18 protein-coding genes are annotated in these 16214 nt (G+C 66.3%); 8 read left to right on the forward strand and 10 right to left on the reverse strand.

Features of this window, described 5'->3' with window-relative positions; genetic code table 11:
* Window positions 1-21 precede the first annotated feature (21 nt).
* The 4 genes from WIT60_RS14450 to WIT60_RS14465 are packed head-to-tail and all read right to left on the reverse strand — an operon-like array spanning window position 22 to window position 2662.
* Window positions 22-678 (reverse strand): alpha/beta hydrolase, encoded by a 657-nt coding sequence (locus WIT60_RS14450; RefSeq protein ID WP_339584588.1) that lies wholly within the window; start codon window positions 676-678, stop codon window positions 22-24.
* Window positions 679-684: 6 nt separating this feature from the next.
* Window positions 685-1011, reverse strand: coding sequence for a (2Fe-2S) ferredoxin domain-containing protein (locus tag WIT60_RS14455; RefSeq protein ID WP_339584589.1), 327 nt, complete (start codon window positions 1009-1011; stop codon window positions 685-687).
* The gene (locus WIT60_RS14460) at window positions 1008-2201 is read right to left on the reverse strand and encodes a VanZ family protein (RefSeq protein ID WP_339584590.1); all 1194 of its coding nucleotides are present in this window, start codon (window positions 2199-2201) and stop codon (window positions 1008-1010) included. Before WIT60_RS14460 ends, WIT60_RS14455 begins: the two co-directional genes overlap by 4 nt.
* A gap of 14 nt (window positions 2202-2215) precedes the next feature.
* A complete protein-coding gene (locus WIT60_RS14465; RefSeq protein ID WP_339584591.1) occupies window positions 2216-2662 on the reverse strand; it encodes a CopD family protein in 447 nt (148 codons plus the stop codon).
* 306 nt (window positions 2663-2968) lie between these two features.
* On the opposite strand from WIT60_RS14465, the gene hemB reads away from it, so the two are divergent.
* The gene (hemB, locus tag WIT60_RS14470) at window positions 2969-3976 is read left to right on the forward strand and encodes a porphobilinogen synthase (protein ID WP_339584592.1); all 1008 of its coding nucleotides are present in this window, start codon (window positions 2969-2971) and stop codon (window positions 3974-3976) included.
* A gap of 29 nt (window positions 3977-4005) precedes the next feature.
* Entirely contained in the window at window positions 4006-5235 is a 1230-nt protein-coding gene (locus WIT60_RS14475) for a magnesium transporter CorA family protein (protein ID WP_339584593.1), read from the forward strand.
* A gap of 8 nt (window positions 5236-5243) precedes the next feature.
* On the opposite strand, the gene WIT60_RS14480 is transcribed toward WIT60_RS14475, so the two are convergent.
* Together WIT60_RS14480 and tsaB are read right to left on the reverse strand one after the other, a co-directional pair.
* Entirely contained in the window at window positions 5244-6131 is an 888-nt protein-coding gene (locus tag WIT60_RS14480; RefSeq protein ID WP_339584594.1) for a uracil-DNA glycosylase, read from the reverse strand.
* Window positions 6118-7356 (reverse strand): tRNA (adenosine(37)-N6)-threonylcarbamoyltransferase complex dimerization subunit type 1 TsaB, encoded by a 1239-nt coding sequence (gene tsaB / locus WIT60_RS14485; protein WP_339584595.1) that lies wholly within the window; start codon window positions 7354-7356, stop codon window positions 6118-6120. The genes WIT60_RS14480 and tsaB overlap by 14 nt, the downstream gene beginning before the upstream one ends.
* Window positions 7357-7399: 43 nt before the next feature.
* Here tsaB and dacB point away from each other — a divergent pair, with 43 nt between their 5' ends.
* On the forward strand, window positions 7400-8902 hold the full coding sequence (dacB, locus tag WIT60_RS14490; RefSeq protein ID WP_339584596.1) for a D-alanyl-D-alanine carboxypeptidase/D-alanyl-D-alanine endopeptidase: 1503 nt from the start codon (window positions 7400-7402) through the stop codon (window positions 8900-8902).
* A gap of 16 nt (window positions 8903-8918) precedes the next feature.
* Complete coding sequence (locus WIT60_RS14495; RefSeq protein ID WP_339584597.1) at window positions 8919-9206, forward strand: SWEET family sugar transporter; 288 nt, start codon at window positions 8919-8921, stop codon at window positions 9204-9206.
* A 34-nt stretch (window positions 9207-9240) separates the two neighbouring features.
* Here WIT60_RS14495 and WIT60_RS14500 read toward each other — a convergent pair whose 3' ends face one another.
* The 4 genes from WIT60_RS14500 to purE form a co-directional block, all read right to left on the reverse strand.
* Window positions 9241-10512: an SGNH/GDSL hydrolase family protein gene (locus WIT60_RS14500; RefSeq protein WP_339584598.1), complete on the reverse strand. Its 1272-nt coding sequence runs from the start codon at window positions 10510-10512 to the stop codon at window positions 9241-9243.
* Window positions 10513-10631: 119 nt separating this feature from the next.
* Entirely contained in the window at window positions 10632-11681 is a 1050-nt protein-coding gene (locus WIT60_RS14505; protein ID WP_445207711.1) for an L-threonylcarbamoyladenylate synthase, read from the reverse strand.
* A 42-nt stretch (window positions 11682-11723) separates the two neighbouring features.
* Window positions 11724-12896 carry a 5-(carboxyamino)imidazole ribonucleotide synthase gene (locus WIT60_RS14510; protein WP_339584600.1) on the reverse strand — a complete coding sequence of 391 codons (1173 nt, stop codon included), beginning with the start codon at window positions 12894-12896 and terminating at the stop codon, window positions 11724-11726.
* Window positions 12893-13420 carry a 5-(carboxyamino)imidazole ribonucleotide mutase gene (purE, locus tag WIT60_RS14515; protein ID WP_339584601.1) on the reverse strand — a complete coding sequence of 176 codons (528 nt, stop codon included), beginning with the start codon at window positions 13418-13420 and terminating at the stop codon, window positions 12893-12895. The genes WIT60_RS14510 and purE overlap by 4 nt, the downstream gene beginning before the upstream one ends.
* 92 nt (window positions 13421-13512) lie before the next feature.
* Here purE and WIT60_RS14520 point away from each other — a divergent pair, with 92 nt between their 5' ends.
* From WIT60_RS14520 to WIT60_RS14535, 4 genes are all read left to right on the forward strand, one after another.
* Window positions 13513-14487 (forward strand): tetratricopeptide repeat protein, encoded by a 975-nt coding sequence (locus WIT60_RS14520; RefSeq protein ID WP_339584602.1) that lies wholly within the window; start codon window positions 13513-13515, stop codon window positions 14485-14487.
* 208 nt (window positions 14488-14695) lie between these two features.
* Window positions 14696-15160 carry a type IV pilin protein gene (locus tag WIT60_RS14525; protein WP_339584603.1) on the forward strand — a complete coding sequence of 155 codons (465 nt, stop codon included), beginning with the start codon at window positions 14696-14698 and terminating at the stop codon, window positions 15158-15160.
* The gene (locus WIT60_RS14530) at window positions 15160-15777 is read left to right on the forward strand and encodes a GspH/FimT family pseudopilin (RefSeq protein WP_339584604.1); all 618 of its coding nucleotides are present in this window, start codon (window positions 15160-15162) and stop codon (window positions 15775-15777) included. Before WIT60_RS14525 ends, WIT60_RS14530 begins: the two co-directional genes overlap by 1 nt.
* The gene (locus WIT60_RS14535) at window positions 15771-16211 is read left to right on the forward strand and encodes a pilus assembly protein PilV (protein ID WP_339584605.1); all 441 of its coding nucleotides are present in this window, start codon (window positions 15771-15773) and stop codon (window positions 16209-16211) included. The genes WIT60_RS14530 and WIT60_RS14535 overlap by 7 nt, the downstream gene beginning before the upstream one ends.
* The last annotated feature ends 3 nt before the right edge of the window (window positions 16212-16214 follow it).

The raw sequence follows: 16214 nt of genomic DNA on the forward strand, positions 1-16214 counted from the left end.
GCCGATGCCCCGCATTGCAAGTCAGTGTGGGGTCGCCCGCAGGTGGCGCAGCACCACCTCGCGCAACACCGTCAGCTTGCCGTGAAAGAAGTGCCCGGTCCCCGGCACCACCGTGACAGGCAATCCTTGCGGCCGCGCCCAGTCGAGGATGCTGGCGAGCGGCACCACGTCGTCGAGTTCGCCCTCAACCACCAGGGTGTCCGCAGGCACCTCAGGCACCTCATAGCGCGAGGTCGCCGGGCTGATGAGCACGAGCTGCTTCGGGGCCACCAGTTCGGGCCGATTGGCCGCGGCCTCCGTCAGCCGTGCATGGGCCTGTGCGGCCACATAGCCCCCGAAGGAGAAACCCGCCAGGGCCAATGGCTTCCCCTTGAGTGCCGGATCGGTGAGGTGATGGGCGATCACGGTGAGCATGTCGGTGGTTTCACCGCGCCCTTCGTCCCAGGCGCCATCCGACTGCCCGACCCCGCGGAAGTTGAAACGCACCGCGCGCCACCCGGCCAGCACAAAGGCCCGGCACAAGGTGTGCACCACCTTGTTGTCCATGGTGCCGCCCTGGAGCGGATGGGGATGGGCAACCACGGCCAAGCCCACCGGGGCGTGCGCAGGCTCTTCAATGACCACCTCGAGCAAGCCCGCCGGGCCGTCGATCGTCTGGGAGGCAGGACGTCCGATCATGGTGCCTCAGCGCCCCACATCGTCCGGCAACACGAGCCGCTCCACGACCTCGCCCTTGGCAAGATGGCGGTCGACGATCTCGTCGATGTCAGACTTGTCCACAAAGGTGTACCAGACACCTTCCGGATAAACGACGGCCACAGGCCCGCCCGCGCAACGGTCCAGGCACCCGGCCTTGTTGACACGCACCTGCCCTTTGCCGCTCAGCCCGGCTTCCGCGACCCGCTGCTTGCAGTGATCGAAACCGGCCTTGGCGTCATGGTCCCCGCAACTGGCTTCGCCATTGATGCGTTGGTTGAGGCAGAAGAAGATGTGGCGCTGGTAATAGCTCATGGACTTATTTTAGAGGGTGGGGGAGGCTGGCGGCCCGATCGACTTTCATGCCCCTCGCGGCCGAAGATGCGCGCCAGCAACCACCCCAGGGCCACGTACGGCCACAAGATGCCAAACCAGCGAGAGAGGCCATGAAAACGGATGAAGCGGCCCTGCTCCCAGGCCTGCAAGGTCTGGGCATAGTAGGGGTCCAGCGGCGCGAGGTGGATGAGCACGATCAGCACCAACAGCACCAGCACCCCCAACACCGCACAGGTCATCCTGCTGCGCTGCACCAGCAGCATGCCGGCGGCGGCCCCCACCAGCAAGCCCACACTGGTGGGCACCGTGACCCAGCTCAGCGCATGGGGCGGGCCGAAGTTCAAGGCCGCCGACAGCACGCTGGCGCCAATGCCGGCGAGCACCAGCCCCGTCCACATCACCAACCGAGGACGAGGCGAGCGTGCCACGGCACAGGCCAGGCACAAAGGGGCCAACATGCCGGTGGCCACCGTGAGTGATTCGATGGGCGCCGCCCAGCCCTCCTCGCCCCCAAAGCGGTCGACCTCGGCCCAGAGGCTGAGCGGATCGTCGGGCAAAAGCCAGGCTTGCCAGGGCGTGCCTGACATCCAGTCGATGAGCGCCAGGCGCAAATGGGGCCACAACTGCCCCTCACCCAAAGGCAAAGGGGGAGGAAACAGCAAGCCCAGCGGCCACAGCCACAAGAGCACCAGCCCCAGACCGGCTTGGGGAATGAACCAACGCTCACGCAGGCGATGCCAGCCGTCGACCAAGCCGAGCGCATGGACGGTGACGGCGGCCAGCGTGCCCCAGGCCGCGCCCAGCGTGTTGAGCATCCAGTCGGTGACGGAAGGCACCCGATTGGGCAGGGTGAACTGGGCGAGCTCCAGCACGTAAGACAGGGCCGACACCGGCAGGAGGGTCAAAGGCACCGCCCACAAGGCAGCACGCCCACTGCGCAGGTGCGCCAGACACAAAACCAGACCCAAGGGCAAGTAGCCGAGGATGTTGCCCACCAGATCGTTGGCCACCTCATGGCGGTGCTTGGGCAGGAGCCAGGCAAAGCCGTGCGCGTCTGGCCACTGCCACCCCGTCAAAGGGTGCAAGGTGGCATACACCACCAAGGCCACAGCCACCCAGGTCAGGGGCCAGGCCGCACTGCGGTGCTCAGGCAAGGTCGACCGGCTCACGCCAGACCGCCCGCTCAGCCCACCATGGGCTTGAAAACGACCAGGATGACAATGGCCGCAAACAGCAACACCGATGCCTCGTTGAAGACGCGATACCAGCGGTGGGTGCGGCGGTTGTGCAGATCTTCAAACGTGCGCAGCAGACGACGGCAGATGTGGTGGTAGCCCACCACGCCGAGCACCAGCAACAGCTTGATGTGGATCCAGATCTGCCCCGGTCCCTTGCCGATGCCAAAGTGCAGCCACAGCAGGAGGCCAAGGACCAACGCCGGCACCATCAGGATGGTGCTGAATCGATAGAGCTTGCGGGCCATGAGGAGCAGGCGCTCGCGCTCGGCATGGCTGTCAGCCGGCACCATGGCCAGGTTGACGAACAGGCGCGGCAGGTAAAACAAGCCGGCAAACCAGCTGGCCACGAAGATGATGTGGAGGGCTTTGGCCCAGAGGTAGGCATTGCTCATGGCCCGATTATGGCCATCCGCCCCCACGAGGGTCGACGCAAAGTTTTGCAAAGTGCAAAAAAAGAGCCCTGGCCATCGGCCAGGGCTTGGAAGCCTTCACGCTGTCATCACGGTAAGGCACCTGCTCAGGGAGGAAAAGCAGGGAATGAGGCCTTGCGGCGTATCATTCAGGTGCAATTATAGAGGGGATGCCGCCCCCTGTCTCTGCGTCGCGCCTCGAAGCGACGCCTGCAGTCAGGAAATTTTGCCGACTTTGGCACTTTTGCACCTTGCGGCGCCCCTGTCACCGATCGAGCGCACCTCACCATGACCATCTCGTCCCCCTTCCCCCATCACCGTCCCCGTCGCCTGCGCAAGGATGATTTCTCCCGCCGCCTGGTGCGCGAGCATCACCTGCGTGCCGACGACCTGATCTATCCGGTGTTCGTGCTGGACCAGGACGAAGGCAGTGAAGCCGTCAGTTCGATGCCAGGCGTCGAGCGCCTGGGACGCAGCGCGCTGTATGCCGCGGCCGAGCGCTGCCTGACGCTGGGCGTGCCGGTGCTGGCCCTGTTCCCCGTGATCGACGCCTCGCTCAAGACACCGGACGGCCGCGAAGCCGGCAACCCGGAAGGGCTGGTGCCACGCACCGTGCGCGAACTCAAACGCCGCTTCCCCGAGCTGGGCATCATGACCGACGTGGCCCTGGACCCCTACACCAGCCACGGCCAGGACGGTCTGCTCGACGAGACCGGCTACATCCTCAACGACGAAACGGTCGAGGTGCTGACCCGCCAGGCGCTGACCCAGGCAGAGGCCGGTGTGGACATCGTTGCGCCCAGCGACATGATGGACGGACGCATTGGCGCCATCCGTCAGGCGCTGGAGTCACAAAACCTGATCTACACCCGCATCATGGCCTACAGCGCCAAGTACGCGAGCGCCTTCTACGGCCCCTTCCGCGACGCGGTGGGCTCGGCCGCCAACCTGGGCAAGAGCAACAAGAAGGTCTACCAGATGGACCCCGCCAACAGTGACGAGGCCTTGCGAGAAGTCGCCCTCGACATCGAGGAAGGCGCCGACATGGTGATGGTCAAGCCTGGCCTGCCTTACCTGGACATCGTGCGCCGCGTGAAGGACACCTTCAAGGTGCCGACCTTTGCCTACCAGGTCAGCGGCGAGTACGCAATGCTCAAGGCCGCCGCGCAAAACGGCTGGCTGGACCACGACGCCACGATGATGGAGTCGCTGCTGGCCTTCAAGCGCGCCGGTGCCGATGGGGTGCTGACCTACTTCGCGCTGGACGCCGCCGAGCAACTGCGCCGCCAAGGCTGATCCGCCCGTGACCTGAGCCTGGGATTGCCGTGCGCTTTTTCCTGATCCACGACAGCTTCACCGAACTGCCAGACTGGCCTGCCGCCCTGCCCCCGCAGGGGTTCCTGTGGGTGACCTGCAGCCGCCGCGTCTTCGAAGTACAGCTTGAGCGCGCGCAACAGCACCTGCAGCGCCTGGCGGGTGGCGGGCTGGTGGACCTGCACGTCTCCGACCTGCTCAACCCACAGCTGCCTTCGCAGTACGACTACACCTCGTGGTATGACCTGCTGGTGTTTCGCCGCCTGGCAGCTGGCCAGGGCACCGAGCGCATGTTCCTCGACGAGGAGCGCGGCACCGCATCCAGCGCCAGCCAGGCCCTGGCCGCCATCGACACCAGCCCGGTGGGCTTTGCAGTGTTCGACCGGGTGCTGCTGACGGTGCACCCCGCCGACTGCTCGGTGCGAGACTTTTTTCAGACACGCTTGAGTCAGCTGGGTCAGAACAGCCACGCGTCGGGTGACAACAGCCCGGCGCCGGCGACCGAGTTCTCCCGGCCGGCGCACGACGACGAGGAGGCCCACCTGGGCGTCGACCCGCACCTGATTGAAGAGCATCACCTCGCGGGTCTGGCGCACGGGCATCGCACAGAGGGCCGTGGCCCGTCACGCCTGCCGCCCAGCCCGGCCGACCTGATGCTGCGCATCGTCAACCACATGGTCGACAGCTACCTGGACCTGCGCCGGCTGTTGACACGCCAACTGGGCTATCTGCAGCAGGACATGCTGCGTAGCAGCGGGCGCTTCCGCCACTGGCAGGCGTTGCTGGCCTCGCGCAACACCCTGCACATGCTGGAAGACATCTGCGAAGACCAGCGCAGCGCCCTGCAGGAGTGGATCGACGCGCTGGAAGACTGGCCGATGCCCACCGATCCGGTGGCAGCGCGCGAACGCGAGGTGCTGCGGGTGCGCTCGCGCGACGTGCAGGAGCACATCGAGCGGGTGCTCAACCATGTGCGCCGGCTAGAGACCTCGTCCGAGAGCGCGGTGCAGATGCACTTTTCGCTGCAAGGCAGCCGCACCAACGCCATCATGCGCACCCTGACGGTGTTGACGGCCATCTTCCTGCCACTCAACCTGATCACCGGCGTGTTCGGCATGAACTTCGACGCGCTGCCACTGATCCACGCCAGCCATGGCTTCTGGCTGGCCTTCGGCCTGATGGCCCTGGTGGTGGTGATGCTGGTGTGGTGGTTCCGGCGCAACCGCTACTTGGGCGATTGATCAGGCGGTCATCCGGGCGATTGAGCCCGCGACTGCATCAACACCTCGCGCGCCAGGCACAGGTCATCCCAGGCCAGAGCCTTGTCAGCCGGTGAGCGCAAGAGGTAGGCGGGGTGGTAGGTAACGATGACGGGCACCCCCTGCACCTGGTGCACCCGGCCCCGCAGCTTGCCCAAGGGTTCGCTGGACTTGAGCAGCGACTGCACGGCAAAACGCCCCATGGCCAGCACCACACGGGGCTGCACCAGCGCCATCTGACGCAGGAGGTAGGGTTCGCACTGCGCCACCTCTTGCGGCAAGGGGTTGCGGTTGGCCGGTGGGCGGCACTTGAGCACGTTGGCAATGAAGACCTGCTGCGCAGCCGGAGCCTCGGCCCGTGTCAGGCCAACGGCTTCGAGCATGCGATCGAGGAGTTCGCCGGCGCGGCCCACGAAGGGCTCGCCGCGCTTGTCCTCCTGTTCACCGGGCGCTTCGCCCACGATCATCCAGTCAGCTTCGATGTGGCCGACGCCGAACACCGTGTGGGTACGGCTCTGGCTGAGTGAACAAGCCTGACAGCCAGCCACCGCGGCGCGCAGTGCCGCCCAGTCCATCGCCTCAACGCCCGCTGGGCGCGCGCCCAGCACCACCTCGGCGGGCGGGTCGCTACGCCGGGGCGACGATGCCGCGGTCGCATGAGCAGGCACCGACAGGGGCTCAGGGCGAGTGCCCTGGGGAGCAGGTCGGGCGGCCAAAGAACCGGCCGCCGCACTCACCACAGCGGATGGGGTCTCGGCGACGTGGGACGCGCTGGCTTGGGCAGGGGGCGCAGCATCGACGGCCTCCGGCTCGACCGGCCAGAACGCCGGGACGCCCATCTCGCGCAGCATGGCGCGCTGACGCTCAGTCCACCGCACGGGCACCCTCCCCGAGGTCCATGTCCCGACGCATCACCAAGGCATCCTCACGCCCGTCGGGGGCCGGGTAGTACTGCTTGCGCCGCCCCACCTCGACAAAGCCTTCACGGGCATAGAGGGTGCGTGCGCGGTCGTTGCTGGGGCGAACCTCCAGCCACAGCAAACCGGCGCCGCGCGCGCGACAGCGCTCGTACAGCAGGCCCAGCATGGCTCGTGCGATGCCCTGCCCCTGATGAGCGCGTCCCACGGCAATGTTGAGCAGATGGAGTTCATCGGCACCGTCCATGGCCACACACACCGCGACCACGCGACCGGTGGCAGCCTCGCAGCGCACCCGCATCCAGTAGCCCGATCGCAGCGACGAGCGGTAGTTGTCCTCCGTCCAGGCATGCAGGGGATGCGCGCATGCCTCGTGTTCCATGGCGAGCACCGCCGGGATGTCGGCCTCCGTCATCAGGCGGTCGGTGTACCGCGGCGCCTGGGCCACCGCCATGCGCTCGGCCGTGGTTTGCGCCACCTTGTCACGCACATAACGCGGCAGAGCCAGGGCCACATCCACGGTGTCGCCGCGCGACCAGGCACGCCGCGACAGGCTCGCCAAGGCGCGCCCTCGTGGGGCGGCCGTGAGCGCACCCAACACCGACATGCCCTGCCCGCCGAGCGGCGCAAACCGTTCCGGATACGCTTGCAGCGCATTGCCACACAGACGCAGGCCGGCCGCCACCTGCCCCCCTTGGGCCCATCGGGACACCGGCTCACCCAAGGGCCACAGTTGTGCCGTTTGCGCCACCAGCCAGTCCTCGCCGCTCCAGGTGAAAGCGCCGACATACAACTCGTCCATGCGGGCATCCTGCAACACCCACACCTCCGTTCCGGGCGGGCAGTCCTGCGGCGCCTGCTGTCGGGCATCTTCGGCCACGGCCATCAGGGTGTCGAGCACGATCACCGGGCAGCCGGCGCCCAGCGCCAGCCCTTGCGTGACCGAGCAGGCTGTGCGCAAGCCCGTGAAAGCGCCAGGGCCGCTGCCGAACGCGATGGCGTCGAGGTCGGTCCAAGCCAGACCCGCCGTGCGCATCAGCCCCTGCAGCGCTGGCAACAGCTGCGCAGAAGCCTGCGCCCCACCCGCCAAATCCAGCACCTGTACGACGCCCCCCACGGCCAGCGCGGCATGGACACGGTCGGTGGCGGTATCAAGGGCGAGCAGAGCGGGGGTGGCAGCAGACATGGCAGGGAGTGTAGCGAGTGCGCTGCCTTCTATGATGTGGGCCATGCGCAGTCTGCGATTGTCCCCTGCTTCCCGAATCCTCCCCGCCGCACGGCCCACGCCGCGGCGCTTGGCCTGGGGCCTGCTGCTGTGGGGGTGCGCCACAGCCGGGGCGCAAAGCCCGCACCCCGCCTCGCCTTCGTCTTTGCCCGCGCCGGTGACGTCCGCCTTGCAAGCCCAAGGTATTCCCGCTGAAGCAGTGTCGCTGTGGGTGGCCCCCGTGGAGGGGGGGGCGCCTCGCCTGCAGCACCTCAGCGAGACGCTGCGGCCGGCGGCCTCGGTGATGAAGCTGTTCACCACCGGCGCCGCGCTGCGCACCCTCGGGCCCGCCTGGACCTGGCAGACCGACGTCGCGCTGACCGGCACCCTGCGACCGGACGGCACGCTGACGGGCTCGGTTCATGTGCGTGGCAGCGGTGACCCGAGCCTGCGCATGGAGCAGGTGTCCCTGATGCTGTCACGCTGGCGGGGGGCAGGTCTGCGCCACATCCAGGGCGACATCGTGCTGGACCGCACCGCCTTCCAACTGCCCTCGCACGACCCCTGGGCGTTCGATGGCAAGGGCCTTCGCCCCTACAACGCCGGCCCGGACGCCCTGCTGCTCAACCACCAGGCCGTCACCCTGCACCTGATGCCCGATGCGGCCCGCCCCGGGCAGGTTCGCGTGGCGCTGGAGCCGCCACTGGCCAGCGTGACCGTGGAGGCCGAGCTCACCCCTGACACCCGCAGTGCCTGTGGCGACTGGCGCGCTGCATTGGACCTGCAAATAAACCCGGCGCCCGGCTGGCCTCAGCACCACCTGTCACCCTGGCGGGTGCGCGTGCGCGGGCCCTATCCGCTGAGTTGCGGCGCCCAGACGTGGCCCGTGCTGTGGCCAGGGGCCAACGGCGATGACTTCGCCGCCCGCTTGCTGACGCAGACCTGGCGGCAACTGGGCGGCGAGCTGGACGGCCAGGTTCGCTCCGGTGCCTGGCCCGCTGACGCCGGCATCTGGCAAAGCTGGACCTCCGAACCGCTGGCCGAGGTGGTGCGTGACATCAACAAATTCAGCAACAACGTGATGGCACGGCAACTGTTTCTGACCCTGGGGGGCGCAGAGGCCACCGCCCGCACGGTGCGCGAAACGACCGCCACCAGCACCCCCTCCCCCTGCGGCCCGGCGCAGTTGGTGCTCGACAACGGTTCGGGGCTGTCGCGCACGGAGGGCAGCACGGCCTTGTGCCTGGGGCAGTGGCTGCAAGCGCTGTGGGCCAGCCCCACCATGCCCGACCTGATGGCCTCCCTGCCCTTGACCGGGGTGGACGGCACCGCGCGACGCTGGCAAGGCGCCGCCGGCCACGCGCGCGTCAAAACCGGCTCACTGTCCGGCGTGGCGGCGGTGGCGGGCTATGTGGACGGCAAGAGCGGCCGACGCCATGTGGTGGTCGGCCTCATTCAGCACCCGGATGCCGCGCAAGCACGGCCCGTGCTGGACGCCCTGTTGAGCTGGGCCCGACAAGATCAATGAAGAAAGCTGCCCCACCGTGAACGCCCTGCAAGCCCTGCTGCCCCTGACGCCCACCGCCATCGAATGGATCGGCACCTGTGCCGCCATCCTGACCACGGGCTCGTTCATCCCTCAGGCTTGGCTGATTTTCCGCACCCGGCAGGTCGAGGGGATTTCGGTGGGCATGTACAGCGCCTTCACCGCGGGGGTGGCGCTGTGGCTGGCCTATGGCGTGGCGATGGGTTCATGGCCCATCACCGTCGCCAATGCGATCACCTTGACGCTGGCGTCGGCCATTTTGGTGATGCGTTTGCGGTTTCGCTGAAGCCGCACGCGGACTGGCGTGCGGCCACGCGTCATCAGAACTGCTCGGCAGCTCGGGTCACCGCTGTCGAGGCGATGACGCTGTGCAGCGTCCACGACACGCGCACGTCGTCTGCCCAGAGATAGTTGCCGACGTTGCCATCATTCTCCAGCGTGCCCACATTGCAGTACGCCAAGGAGCTGCTGTCCAGGACGCCATCTGGCCGAACCATCTTGCCGGCGTCACACTGGCGCTTGTTTTCATAACTGGTGCTGCGCGCATAGGTGTTGGTGAGTTGCGCGGCATCCACGTAACCCAGCTGGCGACCGTTCAGGGCGTATTCCGTCCCCAGGCTGGAGATCAATTGCTTGTTGAAAGCCACCACCAACGCATCCATTTCCGGATTGCACGGCCGGCTGCTCACATCGGCGCAGCTCACCGCGTTTCTCGCCAGCGCGTACGGCGAATACGCCAGATTGGGCGCATTCACCAGCACCACCTTGGCCCCCGTGGCCAGTATCTGCTTGACGCCTTCAATCAGCGTGGCGGCACGTGCTTCGGCCTCAGCCTTCTTCTGCGTCAGCGTCAAGGCGCTGTTGTCGAAAATCTCCACCAGATCGTTTTGACCCAACCACACGGTGGCCAGCACGCCCGACTTAAGCTGCCCCGCCGATTTGGCCGCGGCGATCTGGGTGGCCAGCTGAGCGACTTTCGCGTCCGCGCCGGCATGACTCACCGCACCGGCCAAGGCCACCGGGCAATCTAACTCATAGCCCTTGCCAAACGCGCGCGCCACCACCTGTGTCCAAAGCGTGATGGCCGCACAGTTGTAGAACTGGTCGGTCGTGCGCTTGAGATCGCCTCCCGTCACGGCGGCATAGTCGCCATTGCCCAGGTCAATGCGGGTGACCACGTTGAACGTGCCGCCGGTGTTGACGCTACCGAAGTAACCAAAGGTGGGTGCGCCCGCCCCTTGCACAAAATTGCTCACAGGGTTCTGAGTGGCGGAAGAATCGCACAAACCGGTCGATGCCGTGTAGGTGCAGAAGGTGGTTGTACCGTTGACCACACTGTTGACCGCATAGGTCAGGCCTTTGACCGTCCCCACAACGTCTGCAATGACGGTCCCGTCATTGTTCCTCGATGGCAGGTTCACGCTGGCAAATGCACTGCTCTCATCCCCAAACGACACAATGCTCGCAGGCTGATACTCCGAAGCCCGGTCCCCGCCGCCACAGGCCGACAAGACCAGGGTCGAACATGCCAAGGCCACCAGGCCCACACGGCGCAGGCTCACAGGCAGGAATGAGGAAGGGATGACAGACATGAGATCTCCGAAAATGCATTCAAGGTGGCAGCCTGACAGCATAAAACGCGTCGGGCGCGGCTGTCAGTCTGCCATGTAAAGAAACGTGTGGCCCACGCAGCAGCGCAGGCCCCCTGCCATCAGGCAGCGGCCCGGTCCAGCCGGTCCCTCACCCCATCCCAGGCAGGGTCGAGCGGCGGCGCTTCCACCCAGATCAACTCGACCCCTGTCGCGTCCATCTCACGCAGATCGGCAAACAGGTCATGCGCAGCGGTGGCCGCATCACCCGGCATGGAGCGATGCACAATCCCCGGATGCGGCGGCCGATGCGCCCACAGGCTGCGCGAGTACACGGCAATGCGAGGTGCCTTGTGACGCCCCCCCATCGCGGCAGCCGTCAACTCGGGTTCGATCACATCCAAAGCGGACGTCAACTGCGCATCGCTCATCAAGCGTACCCGGGCACGTGGCGCGTAGTGCGACAACAAGGTGCCAGCGGCCTTGGGCGCGGCAGGATCCGGGGCTTCAGGGCGAGACCACTGCACCGACTCGCCCGCCGCCGCCTCGATCTCGGCCAGCGTGAGCCTGCCAGGGCGCAGCAACACCGGATGCCCGCGCGAACAGTCAATGATGGTGGACTCGATGCCCACCTCACACGCGCCACCATCGAGCACCCAGACCTCGTCCAGTCCGGCGCCACGCCCCTCGAACTCCTCACGCACATGCTGCGCGGTGGTGGGGCTGATGCGCCCAAAGCGGTTGGCGCTCGGCGCCGCCACACCCAGGATGCCGTGCTGCGCGCAGGCATCGAGCAACTGGCGCGCCACCGGGTGGGACGGGCAGCGCAGGCCAATGGTGTCGTGCCCCCCTGCGGCGGCCGTGGCCACGCGCGGATCGCGGGGCACGATCACCGTCAGAGGGCCGGGCCAGAAGGCCTGCGTCAAACGCTGCGCCACTGGCGGGAACGCCGAGACGAAATGCAGCGCCGCCTGCAGATTGGGCACATGCACGATCAAGGGGTGATCAGCTGGACGGCCCTTGGCGGCAAAGATGCGCGCCACAGCCGCGTCGTCGTCCGCACGCGCGCCCAGGCCATAGACGGTCTCGGTGGGCAACGCCAACAGGCCGCCATCAGCCAGACGCTGGGCGGCCCGCTCGATCGCGTCAGGCTGGGTGGCGGGGTCGAGCATGGGCATGGGGGCGTCCTGTGGGCGACAGTTGAAACGGCAAGATCAGAAAGGCGCGATGCCCAAAATGGCGGCCGCCTGCAAGGCTGTGGCACGCGCTGCCTCGGGCGTGGCGCCCGTCACCGTAAGGTGCCCCATCTTGCGGGCCTTGCGGGCCTCGGTCTTGCCATACAGATGCAGGTGGGTGCCACTCAGAGCCAGCACCGCGGCCCAATCGGGCTCTACCTGCTCGGCGGCCCCGTCGGGGAACCACAGGTCACCCAGCAGGTTGAGCATCAGGCAGGGGCTGTGCAACACCGGCGCAACCAAAGGCAGCCCCGTCATCGCACGCACTTGCAGCTCGAACTGCGACACGTCGCAGGCATCAATGGTGTGATGCCCGGAATTGTGCGGACGCGGCGCCATCTCGTTGGCCACGATGCGGCCATCTTGCAGCACGAAGAACTCGATGCACAGCACGCCCACATAGTCCATGGACGCAGCAATCTGATGCGCGGCGGCATAGGCCTGCTGCGACACGGCTTCGGTTACATGCGGAGCCGGCACGGTGGTGACCGCCAGGATGCCGTCGCGGTGCAGGTTCTCCTGCAGCGGGAAATGCACCACCTGACCGTCGCGACCGCGCGCCACCAGCACGCTGACCTCGTAGGCCAGCGGCAGCATCTTCTCCAGCACGCAGCCCACACGCTGCAACTCGTCCCAGGCTGCGATCAGTTCGGCGCGGGTCTTCACACGGATCTGACCCTTGCCGTCGTAACCCAGGCGGGCGGTTTTCAGGATGCCGGGCAGCAGGTCGTCGGTGACGGTCGCCAGTTGCTCGGGCGTTTCGATCACGGCATACGGTGCGCAATCGACCCCACAGGCCACGAAGTGGGCTTTCTCACGGGTGCGGTCCTGGCAGATGGCCACGGCGCGACCCGCCGGCGCCACTGGGCGGGCCTCGGCCAGCTTGTCCAGTGCCTGCGCGGGCACGTTCTCGAACTCGGTGGTGATGGCGTCCGACACGCGGGCCAGATCGGCCAGGCCGGCTTCGTCCAGATAGGCCGTACGGATGTGCACTTGCGACACCAGGCCGGCCGGACTGCTCGCATCCGCGTCCAGCACAGCGGTGCGGTAACCCATGGCCTGGGCGGCATGCACGAACATGCGGCCCAACTGGCCGCCCCCCATCACACCCAGCGTTGCGCCGGGCAGGATCACGTCAGTGCGCTTGGTCATGCCTTGGGGTCCAGGGTCAGGTCGTTGGTCATGGCGCGGGCCACCTCGGTCTGGCGCACACGGAAGGCGTCGAGCTTGGCGCGCAGGGCCGCGTCGCCGTGGGCCAGCATCGCCACGGCAAACAGGGCCGCGTTCCCGGCGCCCGCCGTGCCAATCGCAAACGTCGCCACCGGGATGCCCTTGGGCATCTGCACGATGGAGTGCAGCGAATCCACCCCCTGCAGGTGACGCGAGGGCACGGGCACGCCCAAGACGGGCACCGTGGTCTTGGCCGCCAGCATGCCCGGCAGGTGTGCGGCCCCACCGGCGCCGGCGATGATGGCCACCAGGCCACGGTCGGCCGCGGCTTCGGCGTAACGGAACATGTCGTCGGGCATGCGGTGCGCCGAGACGACCTGAGCCTCGAAAGTCACGCCGAACTCGGTCAGAATGTCAGCGGCATGGCGCATGACATCCCAGTCGCTGCTGGATCCCATCACCACGCCCACCTTGATGGCGCCTGTCAAACCTGTCGTGCTGCTCACGGCTCGTCCTCGTCACTCAAAACCCTGAATTTTAGGCGCTGCCGCCCCGGCGCGCCGCACAATCTGAATCACCCCGGAAAGATCTGCCCACCATGATCGACATCACCCTTGCCAACTTTGAATCCGACCTGATCAAAGCCTCCCTGCAACAGCCGGTGCTGCTGGACATCTGGGCCGAGTGGTGCGGCCCCTGCAAGGCCCTGGGCCCAGTGCTGGAAAAGCTCGAAACCGAGTACGCCGGCCGCTTCCTGCTGGCCAAGGTCAATGCCGACGAGCAGCAAGAGATTGCCGGCCAACTGTCGCAGATGTTCGGCGTGCGCTCCATCCCGTTTTGCGTGATGTTCGTGGGCGGACAGCCGGTCGACGGCTTCGTCGGCGCCCTGCCACCCGAAAAGATCCGCGAATTCCTCGACAAACACGTCCCTGCAGAAGGCGAAATCGCTTCGGAGCTGGAAACCCTGGAGGCCGAGCAACTGGCCGAATCCGGCGACACCGAAACAGCCCTGGCCAAGCTGGAAGACGCCTTGGCCAAGGACCCCGGCAACGACGAGGCCCGCTACGACCTGATCAAGCTGCTGCTGGCCGAAGGCGCGCTCGAAGGCGCACAGGCCATCTTCGCGCCCATTGCCGACCGCGCCACCGGGCTGCTGGCCGAGCAACGGGTGAACGCCTTTGGCCGCTACATCGACGCACTGGCCTCGGCCCGACGGGGGCGCTCGCCGGCCGAACTCTCGGCAGCGATTGAAGCCAACAAGCGCGATTTCACCGCCCGCTTCGAGCTGGCCCAGATCTTTTTTGCCAGCGGCCACTTCACCGAAGCCATGGACGAATTGCTGGAGATCATCATGCGCGACAAGGGCTGGAGCGACGACCTGGCCCGCAAGACCTATGTCGCCATTCTGGAAGTGATGAGCAAGCCGCAGCCCAAGCCGATTCCGCCCAAGGCGGCCGCAGCAGCGGGTGCTGACAGCAAGCCGAAGCTGGAGATCGCCGGCAAGGTGGCCGTGACGGCGGCGGATCCGGTGGTGGACAAGTACCGCCGCAAGCTGAGCTCGGCGCTGTTCTGAGCCGCGGGCTGGTGCAAGGGCCGGACGCCGCCGGACGGTCAAGCACGAGCGATGAACGGTACACACCACACCAGCTGTACCGGAACGACGCAGCGCCTCGGCGCTGCGCAACGTTTTTCACCACCTTCCTGGTCCGGACCGGGCTTCCCCATCTTCCCAAGATCGGGGCGCTGCCCGATCATCAAACCACACACAAAGGGTTTTTGGCATGACCGCTTGCAACACACCTCACCCCGCCCTGCATCGCGCCCCCCGGGGTTTCACATTGATCGAAGTGATGATCACGGTGGCGATCATTGGCATTTTGGCCGCTGTGGCGTTGCCCAGTTACAGAGACTACATCCGCCGGGGCAAGCTGCAAGAAGGGTTTGCAGAAATGGCCACGGCGCGGGTCAAGCTGGAGCAGTACTACCAGGACTTCCGGAATTACGGCACCGCAGCGGGCTCTTGCGCCACCCAATCGGCCCTCCCGTCCAACAGCAAGTATTTCACCTACACCTGCACGATCGGCAGCACCAACCAAACCTACACGATCACGGCAGCCGGAAAAGGCGACATCACAGGCTACGAGTACACCCTGACGCAAAGCAACGCGCAGGCGACAACCAAGTTCAATGGCCAGACCGTGACCAAGTCCTGCTGGATCACCAAAGCCTCGGAAAGCTGCAGCTGATGCACACCCCCACGCCCCGCTCTGAACAGGGCTTCACTTTGCTGGAGCTCATGATCGTGGTCACGCTCATCGCGTTGATGCTGATGCTGGCTGCGCCCAGCATCACGATCTGGCTGCAAAACCTCAAGGTACGCAATGTCGGTGAATCCATCGTCAGCGGGCTGCAACTGGCCCGCATGGAGGCCATCCGGCGCAATACCCGTGTGACCTTCTCCATGGTGTCATCGACCGACTCGAGCTGCACCATGAGCGCGACCAGTCCATCCTGGGTGGTGTCCAAAGGCGGCGTCCTGCCCACGAGCATCACCAACAAGTGCGCGGGCACCATGGCCGATGCAGGGGGCGACATCATCCAGAAGAACTCCGCCAGTGTTGCCCTGCAAGGCGTCACACTCTCTTCAAGCGGCGCGGCGAACTGCCTGACTTACGACGGCCTGGGCCAATTGCCCACACAAGGCAGCATCGCCTGCACCACAGGCATCACCAGCATCGACATCACCTCGCCCACGGCCGACACCATCGCCCTTCGAGTCACGGTGTCCTCCGGCGGGCAGGTTCGTCTGTGCTATCCCGATACCGCCAATCAGCTCCCCACCAACGATCCACGCAAATGTTGACGCCCCACCTCACATTCAGGCAGAGCGGCTCGCGTTCGATGCGGGCGCGCACAGACCAACGCGGTGCAGCGCTGCTGGAGGCACTTGTGGCCATCTTGCTGTTGATGCTCGGGATTCTGGCCCTCATCGGACTGCAAGGCCGCATGGTCAGCGCTAGCACCGAGGCGCAGATGCGTGGCGAAGCCACTTACTTGGCCGATCAATTGCTGGGACAGATGGCCGTGGACGAAGGCAATTTCGCGGGCTATGTCACCACGTCTGGCTCGTGCAGCAGCTCGAACTGCACGGCTTGGCTGGCCAACGTGGCCAACACCCTCCCATCTGGCACCGCCACCGTGACCGTCAATGGTTCTGTGGTCACGGTTCAGGTCAACTGGACACCCGCCAACAGCACGCAGCGCACCGCCTTGGTATCTGCGTCTCTCAACTTCTGACAC

The sequence above is a fragment of the Aquabacterium sp. G14 genome, assembly GCF_037482285.1.
Taxonomy (GTDB): domain Bacteria; phylum Pseudomonadota; class Gammaproteobacteria; order Burkholderiales; family Burkholderiaceae_C; genus Aquabacterium.

Coding starts and splice junctions, on each gene's coding strand:
- WIT60_RS14465 (WP_339584591.1), bottom strand. CDS start 2,662: ATGAGCAATGCCTACCTCTGGGCCAAAGCCCTCCACATCATCTTCGTG.
- WIT60_RS14510 (WP_339584600.1), bottom strand. CDS start 12,896: ATGACCAAGCGCACTGACGTGATCCTGCCCGGCGCAACGCTGGGTGTG.
- WIT60_RS14505 (WP_445207711.1), bottom strand. CDS start 11,681: ATGCTCGACCCCGCCACCCAGCCTGACGCGATCGAGCGGGCCGCCCAG.
- dacB (WP_339584596.1), top strand. CDS start 7,400: ATGCGCAGTCTGCGATTGTCCCCTGCTTCCCGAATCCTCCCCGCCGCA.
- hemB (WP_339584592.1), top strand. CDS start 2,969: ATGACCATCTCGTCCCCCTTCCCCCATCACCGTCCCCGTCGCCTGCGC.
- tsaB (WP_339584595.1), bottom strand. CDS start 7,356: ATGTCTGCTGCCACCCCCGCTCTGCTCGCCCTTGATACCGCCACCGAC.
- WIT60_RS14535 (WP_339584605.1), top strand. CDS start 15,771: ATGTTGACGCCCCACCTCACATTCAGGCAGAGCGGCTCGCGTTCGATG.
- WIT60_RS14525 (WP_339584603.1), top strand. CDS start 14,696: ATGACCGCTTGCAACACACCTCACCCCGCCCTGCATCGCGCCCCCCGG.
- WIT60_RS14500 (WP_339584598.1), bottom strand. CDS start 10,512: ATGTCTGTCATCCCTTCCTCATTCCTGCCTGTGAGCCTGCGCCGTGTG.
- WIT60_RS14455 (WP_339584589.1), bottom strand. CDS start 1,011: ATGAGCTATTACCAGCGCCACATCTTCTTCTGCCTCAACCAACGCATC.
- WIT60_RS14520 (WP_339584602.1), top strand. CDS start 13,513: ATGATCGACATCACCCTTGCCAACTTTGAATCCGACCTGATCAAAGCC.
- WIT60_RS14450 (WP_339584588.1), bottom strand. CDS start 678: ATGATCGGACGTCCTGCCTCCCAGACGATCGACGGCCCGGCGGGCTTG.
- WIT60_RS14530 (WP_339584604.1), top strand. CDS start 15,160: ATGCACACCCCCACGCCCCGCTCTGAACAGGGCTTCACTTTGCTGGAG.